This window comes from Priestia koreensis (assembly GCF_001274935.1).
GTDB lineage: Bacteria > Bacillota > Bacilli > Bacillales > Bacillaceae_H > Bacillus_AG > Bacillus_AG koreensis.
Genome location: NZ_LILC01000002.1, coordinates 525,102 through 537,848, shown reverse-complemented (window position 1 = coordinate 537,848; position 12,747 = coordinate 525,102). Strand labels below are relative to the sequence as shown.

The 12,747-nt window shown below is 41.1% G+C and carries 13 protein-coding genes and 1 riboswitch; of the genes, 5 read left to right on the top strand and 8 right to left on the bottom strand.

Annotated features, from left to right (window positions below; genetic code table 11):
• Window positions 1–168 precede the first annotated feature (168 nt).
• The 3 genes from putP (at window position 169) to AMD01_RS02610 (ending at window position 2,780) form a co-directional block, all read left to right on the top strand.
• Window positions 169–1,653 carry a sodium/proline symporter PutP gene (gene putP, locus AMD01_RS02620; protein ID WP_053399824.1) on the top strand — a complete coding sequence of 495 codons (1,485 nt, stop codon included), beginning with the start codon at window positions 169–171 and terminating at the stop codon, window positions 1,651–1,653.
• A 105-nt stretch (window positions 1,654–1,758) separates the two neighbouring features.
• Window positions 1,759–2,418, top strand: coding sequence for an SIMPL domain-containing protein (locus AMD01_RS02615; protein WP_053399823.1), 660 nt, complete (start codon window positions 1,759–1,761; stop codon window positions 2,416–2,418).
• A gap of 95 nt (window positions 2,419–2,513) precedes the next feature.
• Window positions 2,514–2,780 (top strand): hypothetical protein, encoded by a 267-nt coding sequence (locus tag AMD01_RS02610; RefSeq protein WP_053399822.1) that lies wholly within the window; start codon window positions 2,514–2,516, stop codon window positions 2,778–2,780.
• A 33-nt stretch (window positions 2,781–2,813) separates the two neighbouring features.
• Here the strand turns inward: AMD01_RS02610 and AMD01_RS02605 are convergent, their stop codons facing one another.
• From AMD01_RS02605 to AMD01_RS02585, 5 genes are all read right to left on the bottom strand, one after another.
• A complete protein-coding gene (locus tag AMD01_RS02605) occupies window positions 2,814–3,995 on the bottom strand; it encodes a trans-sulfuration enzyme family protein (protein WP_083446389.1) in 1,182 nt (393 codons plus the stop codon).
• Window positions 3,964–5,124, bottom strand: coding sequence for a trans-sulfuration enzyme family protein (locus AMD01_RS02600; protein ID WP_053399821.1), 1,161 nt, complete (start codon window positions 5,122–5,124; stop codon window positions 3,964–3,966). The genes AMD01_RS02605 and AMD01_RS02600 overlap by 32 nt, the downstream gene beginning before the upstream one ends.
• 86 nt (window positions 5,125–5,210) lie before the next feature.
• Window positions 5,211–5,332: riboswitch (SAM riboswitch) on the bottom strand.
• Between the two features lie 158 nt (window positions 5,333–5,490).
• Window positions 5,491–6,153 (bottom strand): DUF6897 domain-containing protein, encoded by a 663-nt coding sequence (locus AMD01_RS02595; protein WP_053399820.1) that lies wholly within the window; start codon window positions 6,151–6,153, stop codon window positions 5,491–5,493.
• A gap of 71 nt (window positions 6,154–6,224) precedes the next feature.
• The gene (locus AMD01_RS23850; RefSeq protein ID WP_053399819.1) at window positions 6,225–7,169 is read right to left on the bottom strand and encodes a hypothetical protein; all 945 of its coding nucleotides are present in this window, start codon (window positions 7,167–7,169) and stop codon (window positions 6,225–6,227) included.
• Between the two features lie 128 nt (window positions 7,170–7,297).
• A complete protein-coding gene (locus AMD01_RS02585; RefSeq protein ID WP_245638866.1) occupies window positions 7,298–8,377 on the bottom strand; it encodes a CotH kinase family protein in 1,080 nt (359 codons plus the stop codon).
• Window positions 8,378–8,560: 183 nt separating this feature from the next.
• Here AMD01_RS02585 and AMD01_RS24565 point away from each other — a divergent pair, with 183 nt between their 5' ends.
• Window positions 8,561–9,100: a hypothetical protein gene (locus tag AMD01_RS24565; RefSeq protein ID WP_211263372.1), complete on the top strand. Its 540-nt coding sequence runs from the start codon at window positions 8,561–8,563 to the stop codon at window positions 9,098–9,100.
• A gap of 60 nt (window positions 9,101–9,160) precedes the next feature.
• Here the strand turns inward: AMD01_RS24565 and AMD01_RS02580 are convergent, their stop codons facing one another.
• Both AMD01_RS02580 and AMD01_RS02575 read right to left on the bottom strand, forming a co-directional pair.
• Window positions 9,161–10,681 (bottom strand): ABC transporter permease/substrate-binding protein, encoded by a 1,521-nt coding sequence (locus AMD01_RS02580; protein WP_053399817.1) that lies wholly within the window; start codon window positions 10,679–10,681, stop codon window positions 9,161–9,163.
• Entirely contained in the window at window positions 10,678–11,646 is a 969-nt protein-coding gene (locus tag AMD01_RS02575) for an ABC transporter ATP-binding protein (RefSeq protein ID WP_053399816.1), read from the bottom strand. Before AMD01_RS02575 ends, AMD01_RS02580 begins: the two co-directional genes overlap by 4 nt.
• A 476-nt stretch (window positions 11,647–12,122) precedes the next feature.
• On the opposite strand from AMD01_RS02575, the gene AMD01_RS24400 reads away from it, so the two are divergent.
• Window positions 12,123–12,266, top strand: a complete 144-nt coding sequence (locus tag AMD01_RS24400) for a hypothetical protein (protein WP_169775922.1) — start codon at window positions 12,123–12,125, stop codon at window positions 12,264–12,266.
• Between the two features lie 45 nt (window positions 12,267–12,311).
• Here the strand turns inward: AMD01_RS24400 and AMD01_RS23840 are convergent, their stop codons facing one another.
• Entirely contained in the window at window positions 12,312–12,737 is a 426-nt protein-coding gene (locus AMD01_RS23840; protein ID WP_053399815.1) for a YppG family protein, read from the bottom strand.
• Between the last annotated feature and the right edge of the window lie 10 nt (window positions 12,738–12,747).

Below are 12,747 nucleotides of genomic sequence, written 5' to 3'. Positions count from 1 at the left end.
AAACGCTTACATATGCAAGGTTATAGCATTTGTCAATTCCTGCTTGTTCTTTTTGAACATCTAGTTGGGTTGAATTGATATTCATTGTTTGATAGGTTAAATAACCATAAGCAGAAAAATTTGAAAATTATTTCGAATTTAAAAAAAGAGAAAAAAGGGAGCGATTAGGTGGACATAGGAGTTTATATTTCATTAGCCATTTATTTTTTAGGGATGATCGGAATTGGGATTTATGCGTATAAAAAAAGCACAGACGATGTATCAGGTTATATGCTCGGGGGACGCGGATTAGGTCCTGCTGTTACAGCATTATCCGCTGGGGCAGCAGATATGAGTGGATGGATGCTCATGGGATTACCAGGCGCCATGTTCAAAGACGGTGTATCAAGTTTGTGGATTGCCGTTGGGTTACTAATTGGAGCCTACTTAAATTATTTACTTATTGCGCCTCGACTACGAACATATACAGAAGTAGCAAATGACTCGATTACAATTCCAGACTATTTCGAAAATCGATTTCATGATACCTCGCGAATCCTTCGTACTGTATCAGCAGTTGTTATCATCGTATTCTTCACGCTTTATATCTCATCAGGACTTGTATCAGGTGGGCGACTGTTTCAGTCCTCCTTTGGGCTTGATTATAAATGGGGCATGATACTAACGGCCGGTGTCGTTATTGCTTACACCTTGTTTGGGGGGTTTTTAGCCGTCAGCTTAACAGATTTTGTGCAAGGAGTTATTATGTTCGTCGCCCTTGTCCTTGTACCAATCGTCGCGTTTACGGATGTTGGTGGGGTTAAGACCTCTTTTACTATCATTAAAGATGTCAACCCAGCGCTGCTAAACTTCTTTGAAGGCACGACCGTAATCGGCATTGTTTCTCTGTTAGCATGGGGACTTGGGTATTTTGGTCAGCCTCACATTATCGTGCGCTTTATGGCCATTACGTCCATTAAAGAAATTCGCTCTGCGAGGCGTATCGGAATCGGTTGGATGGCGGTTTCCATCGTTGGAGCTATGTTAACCGGGCTTGTCGGCATTTCGTATTACAAGCAGAACGGGATGTCACTAAAAGATCCAGAGACGATTTTTATTGAGTTTTCACATATTTTATTCCATCCATTAATTACAGGTTTCCTCTTATCTGCTATTTTAGCAGCGATCATGAGTACCATTTCTTCGCAGTTACTCGTAACCTCAAGTGGACTGACTGAGGATATTTACAAAACGTTCTTTAGACGACAAGCTACAGATAAAGAACTTGTATTTTTTGGACGCCTATCTGTTTTAGTAGTCGCTGTGATCGGCATTTTAATGTCCCTCACTCCGAGCAAAACGATTTTAGATTTAGTTGGCTACGCATGGGCTGGATTTGGATCTGCATTTGGACCCGCTGTCTTGCTAAGTCTCTTTTGGAAACGTATGACGAAGTGGGGAGCGCTATCAGGAATGATTGTTGGCGCTGCGACCGTCCTCATATGGGTGAATGCAGGATTAAGTCCAAAACTATATGAAATGATTCCTGGATTCTTCTTAAGCCTCCTCGCTGTCATTGTAGTTAGCTTGTTCACCAAAAAACCTTCTGCCGACGTACAAGACACGTTTGACGAAATGGAAACGACGTTAGAAAGAGAACTCAAAGCTATGTAATGATTTTTAGAGTAGAGAGTCATTCTCTACTCTTTTTTCGTTTTAAGAACGGTAACTGAAACATATATATGAGGGATACGATTATTTCGAACGGAGGTTTATTGTATGAATGGGCTCTACCATCAGGATCATTATCTTGAGCACGATCATCTCAATGCGCTCACGGTAAACGGAAAATCAGAGATTGAAGTCATGCCAGATCAAATTTCGTTAACGATTGGAGTTCGCACGGAAGAATTAACTGTTCAAGAAGCGCTGAAAAAAAATGCTCAATTATCGAACGATATGATTCAAGCTCTTCATCAAATTGGCATTCAAAATGGCCAAATTGAAACGAAATCCTTTTCGGTTCATCCACGTTATGATTACCACGATGGACACTCGACGCTAATTGGCTATGAAGTTCTTCATTTATTTGAAATTACGGTTAGCGATGTGAAACAAGCTGGGCAGGTCTATGATACAGCACTTACAGGCGGCGCAAATTTAGCTCAGGACATTCAATTCAGCGTTAAAAAACCTGAGCAATACTACCAGCAAGCCTTAACGGATGCATTATTAAACGCCCAGGAAAAAGCAGCTACCTTGGCACAGACGATGCAGGTTCCTCTTCAGCGAATTCCATTTAAAATCATTGAAGAATCCTCTCAGTATACGCAGGATTTTCAAGCTTCCTATAAAGGATTTGCCGCTTCTTCTACTCCTATTCAACCACAAACACTCAAAATAAGTGCTGCTGTGCGCGCTTGGTTTCACTATTCCTAATGGACGACGACTACCTTCTCATGAGAAAATGTACTAGATCACGTGAGAAGGTTTTCCACCTTCTTAGACAGGCCGTAACCTAGAAGGAGAAGGAAATGAACTACGAACAACTACTATCAGCTTACCGCACGCTTTGGAGTAGCCGCGCTCTTCCTACACTTGAAACAGCTGAGTTTACTCTAAAAGAGGCCATTCAAAAAGAATTAGGGGATGAAATGACACACCCTCGTGTACGAAAGCCTCTACACATGAAGTACCATTTTGCTCTCACACGCATTTTAGAATCTTCCCTTCCAGAGGGAGATCAGTTAGCGTTAATTCGCCTTCATCACACACTATATGAAGAACTGTTACATCGTTAAAAAGGAAGCAACGCATCCGTTGCTTCCTTTTTATCATTTTGCCGTTTGGGGATGTTTTTCTAGCGCTTGTTCAAAGTCCTGCTTCAAATCTGTAAATTCCTCAAGTCCCACTGAAATACGGATGAGTGATTCGGTAATGCCACGCTCAAGACGCTTCGCCTCTGGTATGCTTGCATGAGACATCGTCGCTGGCTGCGTTAAAATCGTTTCCACCCCACCTAAACTAACTCCGACAGAAGCAAACTGAACGTCTTGTAAAAATTGCTTCGCATGCTCTGGAGTTTTAAGCTTAAACGAAATCATTCCCCCTGCTCCGCTTGTTTGCTGTTTGGATAACTCGTAGTCAGGATGAGATGTTAAGCCTGGATAAAAGGTTTCTTCCACCTCTTCATGCTCTTGTAGCCACTGTGCAAGCTGATGAGCGGTTTTCTGCTGTTGCTCTAGACGCACTTTTAGCGTTTTTAACCCTCTTAATAAAAGCCAACAGTCTTGAGGTCCTAATATCGCTCCGAATGCATTTTGAATAAATTTAATTTCATTTGCCAAAGGCTCTGTTGCTGTTACAACTAGGCCTCCTACTACGTCGCTATGACCGCTAATATATTTTGTGGCGCTATGAATGACAATATCTGCTCCGAGCTCTAGTGGTTGCTGTAGGTAGGGCGTTAAGAACGTATTATCCACAATCGTTAAAATCTCCTGTTCCCCTGCGACAGTGGCTACTTCTTTAATATCCGTTACGCTGAGAAATGGATTTGACGGTGTTTCGAGGTAAATGGCTTTTGTCTGCGGGGTAATGGCTTCCTTAACAGCTGCTACATTAGTCGTATCCGCAAATACAGCTTTAATACCAAAACGATTAAAAAGCTGTGTTAATACACGGTAGGTCCCCCCGTATGTATCATCCGAGACGACAATCTCATCTCCAGATTTAAACAGACACAAGACGGAAGAAATAGCGGCCATCCCTGATGAAAAAGCAAAGCCTGCATAGCCATTTTCTAGTTGTGCAATCGTATTTTCAAGCGCTTCACGAGTCGGATTTCCTGAACGAGAATAATCGTATTTCCCATCGTTGTCTGATGCTTCTTGATTAAAGGTAGAAACTTGGTAAATTGGGACGCTTACTGCACCGTAATGTTCTCCAATTCCTGTTTTCGCATGAATCAATTTTGTTCCAAACTCAATGGTTGACGGCTGTTTTTGCAAACTCATGGAATACCTCCTTTAGATCTTCAATTAAATCATCAACATGTTCAATTCCAACCGATAGTCGTAGTAACGAATTGGTTACACCGATGCTATTACGGATCTCTTCTGGAATATCGGCGTGCGTTTGACGAGCTGGAAACGTAATTAAGCTTTCTACTCCACCAAGACTTTCAGCAAACGTAATGACTTTTAAATGCTCCAGTAGAAACGGGACGAGTTCCTCTTCCTTTACGGTGAAAGAAATCATGCCACCGAATCCTGTTGCCTGACGCTTCATAATGTCATGACCAGGGTGATCCGCTAGTCCCGGATAGTAAACTGTTTCGACCTGCTCGCACTCTGTGAGCCACTGAGCAATTTTGAGCGCATTTTCTTGATGTCGTTCCATGCGTAGACCTAATGTTTTTAACCCACGGATTAAGAGCCAACAATCCTGTGGTCCTAAAATAGCTCCTACTGCATTTTGATAAAATCGTACGTTCTCCCCTAATTCCTTCGATCTCGCAACGACCAATCCACCAATCACGTCATTATGACCACCAATATATTTGCTTGCACTATGCACAACAAGATCTGCACCTAATGCGAGTGGGCGCTGAAAATAAGGAGACATGAACGTATTATCTACAATCGTCCATAAATCATATTTCTTTGCAATATCAATCGCTTTCTCTAAATCTGTTACGTGCGTAAGAGGATTTGTCGGCGTCTCAATGAACAACGCTTTCGTGTTCGGTTGCACCGCTCCTTCAATCTCTTCAGCATGAGCCGTATTCACATATGTAACGGTAATGCCATGCTCCGAAACAATGTCGCTTAATACGCGATATGTTCCGCCGTATAAGTCTTCTGAAACCACAAGGTGATCACCATTTTTAAATAAATAAAGAAGTGACGTAATCGCAGCCATTCCTGATGAAAAAGCGAGCCCTACTTCTCCTTCCTCTAACACGGCAATGGCTTCTTCAAGCGCTGTGCGAGTTGGGTTAGCCGTTCGTGAATAGTCGTATCCCGTGCTTTCTCCTAGGCGAGGATGTTGAAAGGTTGATGCTTGATAAATCGGGGTTGTCAGTGACCCAGTAGAAGGGTCTTTTCGAATTCCGGCTTGCACTAGTTTCGTATGAATATGCATACATATCGCTCCTTTTACGTGTTCTCGTTTTTCTCTAAATAAAAAGACACTCTTCACGATGAAGAGTGTCGGTTAAAAACCCACCACTCTCATCTGTGAGAACAAATACCTTTGTTCTACAGGAATTAGCACCGTTCAAATCAGTTTACGCTGATCTGATGGTTGCCGGGCTTCACAGGGCCAGTCCCTCCGCCACTCTGGATAAGAGTATTACCAGTTTCATATTATTTAGATGTTGATACTTACTTTAATGAATAATTAGAATAATGTCAATGAATTTTTATAAAAATCTTAATTTTCCCATTCATTTAGCCAGTAAAGGATTTAAACTGGCATTAAACAAACCAATGAGATCACTCTCATTGGTTATGGTAGATGAATGGTTTTTACATGATAGCTCTTCCAATGAATCGTTTTTCCATTTGCCTGCACAAGTTCGATAATATTGTTTGAAATCCCTTTTAATAGGCCACTTTTATTGAATTGATCCCCTAAATCGAATACAACAAGTTTTCCTTCCATCTTTTTCAGCTGTTCTTCAAACGTACGGGCGAGCGGAATATTAGAAGGGTTAACCGGAAGCTCCTCGTTACTAAGTGTATAAGGTGTTAAATTATGATTGTACGGAGTAAGCCATTTTAAATGGTGTAGAGAAATAAAGAGTGTCTTATAGATTGGGGAGTAAAAGACAAAATAGTCGTTTAGCACACTTGTAATATATCCATGAATGGATTTGTTTCCTGTTACAAATATTTCAACAAACTTCCCTTTTGCCTGCTGCAACGTTTTTCGGTATGAAATCGTGTCCGTATCATCAAGAGGTGATTCTTGCTCGGAAATTGTTAATTCTTCACTAGTTTCTTCATTAATATTATGAAGGTGTACAAGTGGAATATATAGGTATTTTTCACCATCATTTAGAACGATGATATCTAGTCCTACGTCTACTACTTTTCCAATAAAAAATGTCTTCCCTGTAATTTCAATGTTTACATTTTTATCAATATAGCTTTTTAATGGGTTTGTCATCGCGTTGCCTCCTTTCCTTCGTTGAAAATAAGGGTGCAAAAAATGCACCCTTTTTTGCCTTTAGGAAAAGATTAACCTCTCCATTTATAGCTTCTTGTTCTTACAACTGTCTCTTGTTGTGTCCCTCTAGAGCGATTGCTGCGCTGCTGTTGTTGCGGCTGTTGCTGTTGTTGCGGCTGTTGCGGCTGTTGCGGCTGTTGCTGTGCACCTTCTGCTTGTTGGTTTTCTTGGCCATTCTCTTGTTGATTTTGTTTTTCAGCTTGCTTAAGTCCTTTACGTGGTCCTTCACTAATACTACGAACATGAGAAGGGTTGATGCGAATGATTTGCGTATTATTCACAATTTCAATGCACTTAGAAGAGATGACAAGTACACCTTCAATTGCTTCTGGTCCACCAACGTTTAGAGCTACCCAGCGATTACTCAAAATTTTGAATAGGTTTTTAAAGCTGCTCGTTTTGATATAAGATGGGTTGTCACAGAATGATGCTTGTTGAGAGCGATTGCCATCTTGCTGTTTCGGGATAATTGGTGTTACGCTTTTAATGTGTTCTACTTCAAGATACACAATGCCATCTTCTTTTGTACAAAGCACAACGTAATTGTCTACTACGTCCACTAATAATCCTTTGCTTGACTCAGGTCCATAGTTCAGCTGTACGTTTTGCCCTTTAAGAGAAGCGAGTACGCCTTTGAAGCTAGCGACTTTTGAACAAGCGCTTTGACCCATAATCATTCCTTGCATTGAATTTTCCTTAGAATCTTCGGTCACGCTTTTCACGTGTGCACTGTTGAAATAAACAAACTGTGGTGCTTCATTGGGTTTTTTAGCAGCCTGAGCAAGGGTAAAGAAATCATTTTTCACTTCAATTAATGTTCCTTCTTTTGATTCAGGACCCCCACGGTTAACCTTTACTTGCTTGCCTACTAACGGTTTGACACATCCAGAAAACCCACTACAACCAGCGGTGTTATCCGCTTTTTTGCTGCTAATACCAGTAATATGATACGTCATATTTGTTCCTCCTTGATATTCATCCATATAGGTTGTTTATACTGTATATATACGTATCACAAACTAGCTTTGACTCTATTAATCTGCCTATTTCTTTTAAATTCAGCGCTTGCCCATACGCGCAACAGCTAGAGTAAATTTCCCACTTCGTTTAGCAGCACTTGACGTCTTTTCTCAATAAAATCTAGGATAAAATCGGGTTCCTTATGAAACTGATCTAATCGCTCTTTCAAAAATGGGTCATTCATAACGGACGGTTTGATTTTCGTATAGAGTGAACGCACTTTCTCCTCCATATATGGAACGGTGAACTGATGATGTAGCACCTCTGTCAAAATAGCTGCATATTGTTTACGAAATCGCTCGACGTCTAGAAGGCGTGCTGTCAACGTATTAAAGCCCTCAACCCTTACATAATCGGGGTCCATTTCTTTTCCGGTCAAATCGCGTCCCCACGTGGCATCATAGTCCCACGGAATCATGTAAAACCGCTTGCTCTCACCATGACAGTAGAGAGCATAGTTCTGGACAAAGCCATCATAATTTTGCGTACAGACGATTCCTGTGAGCCATCTTAAGTATTGATCCACATCCAAATAATTTTCTACCTCATTCTCAAACTCATCACGCTTGAGCGTGTTCGTTTTGTAGATAAACTCCTGAAGACGTTCCATATCACCTTCTACTTCCACTTTTGTCTCATACCCAAGGTCAAGCGACTTTTTCACGTCGTCATCGAGCTCACTCATTAAAGAAAAATTAGCGTCCGCGTCGACGGCATAAAATATGGAACCGTGTGGTAAGTTTCGTGCAAGAAGAAAGTCTTCATTTACCGATTCTAGCCTTAAATACACCCCTTGCTTTCTTGCATTCAACGTTAAATCTACGTGCTCTGAACGAGGCGATAGCACACCAATAGATGAAAAAAAATCGAGTGACAACTTATTTCTCATTAAGGACGGATCTTCATATTCAGCGTTTAAGTGCCACTCTTGTTCTCCAAATAAACGCTTTGGCTTATAGTAAGCGATATAATATGACTTTTTCGTTAGCTTTCTTATGTGAGCTCCCCTATACACGGCGTCTACTTCAACCTTTTTATTTCTCCATTTCAGCTGCCCTGGGACCAAATCATCCGACCAGACGTTTTGCTTTAATAGACGGATGTCTCGGGGGTTAATGTACAACTGACAAACTTCCATACTCATAAATGAACCCTCCATCTCAACGATATTAAATCCTATGTCAAAAACCTACAGGCGGTTCATCTATTTTTCTGAAAATAGTACATTCAACCATATCGTCTTGGACATCACCTACGTACATTACTAGTAGAGGAAACACCTATATCCTCTAAATTGAGCCAAGTTTTAAAAGGAGGAGCTTTTATCGTGAGTTATCATGACGAATATTTAAGAAATGCTGCAGACGATGCACATTCCAATGGATTAGGCGACTTTATGTGTCAAGAGCCTAGACCTAGAAGACGCCCTTGTGGCTGTTTCAACTTCTGCGGAGGCCTTTGCGGCGGACGTAGATCTAGATCTGAAGAGCCGCAAGTAGAACCTATTGAGCAACAACGTCCTCGCAGACGCCGCCGTCGTCAAGTACAGCGTTCTGTTTGTTCAGATGTTCGTTCTATGCGCCGTTCTAACCGCTCTACACGCCGCTCTAGCCGTCGTTCTAATCGCTCTACGCGCCGTTCCCGCCAACGTTCTAATCGCCGTTCTCGTCGTTCCAACCAACGTTCTAATCGCCGTTCTCGCCGTTCTCGCCGTTCTCGCCGTCGTTCTAATCGTCGCTCTCGCCGTTCTAACCGCCGCTCTGATCGTCGTTCTCGCCGCTCTGATCGCGGATGCTACTATAGAACAAGCAACAGTGATTCTGCCCGTCACTACTGTCGTGGAAACCAAACTTATTTACGTTTCTAATCGTAAAAACCTACAAAAAAAGAGGTGCTCTCACTATGAGAGTACCTCTTCTTTTCGTCCTTATTTTAACAAACCTTTTTGTTTCAAAAAGTCTTCTGCCACTTTTTTCGGAGATTCGCCTTTTGCATTTACGGCATAGTTCATCTCCTGCATTTCAGCATCTGAAATTTTTCCACCTAGTTTATTTAAGATTTTTTTCAACTCTGGGTATTTTTTCAACGTTTCTTTTCGTAACAGGGGTGCACATTGGTAGGGTGGAAACATGCTTTTATCATCTTCTAAAATCTTTAAATTAAATTGCTTCATTTCCCCATCCGTCGCATACGCATCCACTAGATTAATATCGCCTTTATGAATAGCACGGTAGCGTAATTTAGCTTGCATCGTTTTTAGATTCGAGAACTGCAAGCCATACGTTTTTTGAATACCTTTGTACCCATCTTCTCGATCAGAGAATTCAAGCGTAAAGCCAGGCTTTAGCTGTGATCTTACTCGTTGCAAATCAGAGATCGTCTTTAAATTATTCTCTTTTGCAAATTGTTCAGGTACAGCAAGAGCATACGTATTATTGAAATTCATTGGTTGTAAAAGAGCTAAATCTTCTTTTTTATCGAGACCCTTACGAGCTTGTTCAAATACCTCTTTTCGATCATGACTCGTCGGTTTTTCCTTAATCAGATTCGTAATCACTGTTCCAGAGTATTCTGGATACAAGTCGATCTCTTTGCTTTTAAGCGCGCTGTATACAAACGTAGTAGCTCCGAAGCCTGGCTTCAAATCTACTTTTAAGTCCGTCTCATCCTCAATGAGTAGCTTGTACATATTAATCAAGATATCTGCTTCAGACCCTGTCTTACCTGCGAACACAAGATCTGACTTGGCAGCCTGTGAAAAGGCAAACGGTGTACCTAGCACCAGAGCGGCAACAATAACCGAAATGAGTGCGCGCTTTGGTGATCGATTTTTTGTTGATTTCTCGATCAAGCGGAGTAGAAAATCAAAGAGTAACGCAAGTAGTGCAGCAGGAACGGCTCCAAACACGATGAGGTAATTATCATTTCGATCAATTCCTAATAGAATAAGATCTCCGAGTCCCCCCGCACCAATAAGTGCTGCAAGAGTAGCGGTTCCAATAATAAGAACCATCGCTGTGCGGATACCCGCCATAATAATCGGTAACGCGAGCGGAAGCTCAACCTTTGTCAGCTGCTGTCTCGTCGTCATTCCCAGTGCTCGTGAGGCTTCACATAGCGATGGATCTACCTCTGTAATGCCTGTATATGTATTACGTAAGATGGGTAGAAGCGCATAAAGCGTTAGGGCAATAATAGCGTTCCCTTTCCCAATTCCTACAAGTGGTATGAGTAATCCCAGTAAAGCAAGTGACGGAATCGTTTGCATAATGGCCGTAATCCCAATAATGGGTTCCGCAATTCTTTTATGTCTTGTTAAATAAATCCCTAGCGGTACCGAAATGATAACAGCGAAAAACAAAGCCACAAGTGAAATTTGAATATGTTCTAATAGGGCCTTTCCTAAGTCAGGACCTCGTTCGTTAAAGTAATTCACAAATGTATTCACGATCCAATAAACCCTCCCTCTTTTGAATGATCATATAAAAATTCGAGGATCATACTGCTTGTCACGATACCAATTTCTTCATTTCGACGCAGTACGCGAAGAGCCGAATGATGGTGTAAAAGCTCATAGGCTTCTTCAATGGTTGCATTGGATTTTATTTCAGCTGTCGTAGCTTCAGGTATTGTTTGCATACGATCACGGAACTTTTTCACTACTTCTATGACATTCGTTGCCCATACGTTTTGGCGGTTTCCTAAAAATGATTCCACAAAATCATTTGCTGGATCATTTACTAACTCTTCCGGTGTACCAATTTGCACCACATGCCCGTCTTTCATCAAACAGACGCGGTCACCAAGCGTTAGCGCTTCGTTCATATCGTGGGTGACGAATACGATCGTTTTTTTAATCTTTGCTTGAAGCGCCACGATATCCTTTTGGAGCTGTTCACGGCTAATGGGATCCAGTGCACTAAATGGCTCATCCATTAAAATAACCGGTGGATCGGCAGCAAGGGCCCTTGCCACACCGATACGCTGCTGTTGACCTCCTGATAACTCTGAGGGCTTTCTGTTTCGATATTGCTCTGGATCTAGACCTACTAGTTCTAATAGTTCCGTAACACGTGCTTTTACTTTTTTCTTATCCCAGCCTTTTAACTCGGGAACAATTGAGATGTTTTCTTCAATCGTCATGTGCGGAAATAAAGCGATTTGTTGGAGGACGTACCCAATATTGCGGCGTAATTCATGGATATTATAATCATGGATGCTTTTATCCCTAATTAAAATTTTTCCATCTGAGGTTTCGTTCAGACGATTAATCATTTTCAAAGTGGTCGTCTTTCCACATCCGCTCGGCCCGATCAAAACAAAAAACTCGCCTTCGTTAATGGTCATGTCAAGACTTTTAACTGCTCTTGTTCCGTCGGGATATACTTTTTCGACATTTACAAAACTAATCACATACTTCACTTCCTGTTCTCTATTTTTTACTGTGGAGATTCTTTCGCCCTTCGTATAAAACACTTGTTTATTGAACACACCAAGTAGTTCAACGGCTAGCTTATGACCTATACATAGTAAGTGTTTGACTCCTTCTCGTAAAAAAAATGCGCATCTAAACGTATCTTTCCTTAAATTTACTTTCCCTTCCCTTGTGCTAACTAAACATATTTTTCCCACTTAACTTTTAATTTGGCACATATATAAATTTATTCATCTTACGTTTAAATACAGTCAAAAACGGAATGTTTTACAAAAAAATTCATACAATTTATCAATTAGCTTGGACACATTCGGAAAATTCCATCTACTGAACGCTGTTAGTAGATGAAAAAAGAAAATAAAACACGTTTTGGAGGAAAAAAGATGTTTCAAAAAGGGGAAATACGTCTAAAGTACTATAAGGTAACAAAATACTTCACTGAGGAGTTTTCCATATGATTCACATAGATGAAATTTTGCTGTTCATTAAAGAGCGAGATCGTTTAATGCGCGAATACAAAAGCTGTAGTGAACCATACCTAAAAAAATCGATTCACCACGACATTATCCTTTTAAATGCGGCTATTTATTCTATATAACATGCAAAAGGACACCCCCATAAACGGTGCCCTCTTGCATGATTTTTATATTTTAAACACTCCTGAAATTCCCTTCACTACAGATGTCAATTGATTCATCGCTCCAACCATCTGACCTGCTGTACTCATTACTTTATTAATGTCATAATTCCCGTCTGCCGTTTTAAACTGTGACATAATGGAAGGCTGGGCTTTATTTTGCGTATTGTACTTTGGATAAGGTGTTGGATACATGACCGGAAACGATTGATTATTAGCTCCTCCGTTGGCAGGTGGACTTTGCATGATTGGAGCACCTGGATTCATACCGTTTCCCATTGGGGGCATCCCCATACCCATGTAAGTAGGAAACCCCATCATCGGCATAGGCTGGTTATTGTAGGTCGGCTGCATATACGGTGAATGAGGAAAAGCCGTGGATAAATCAAAGCGTGGATGCGCTGATTCTGATGAATAATAAGGGCCATTCATTACCGTAACC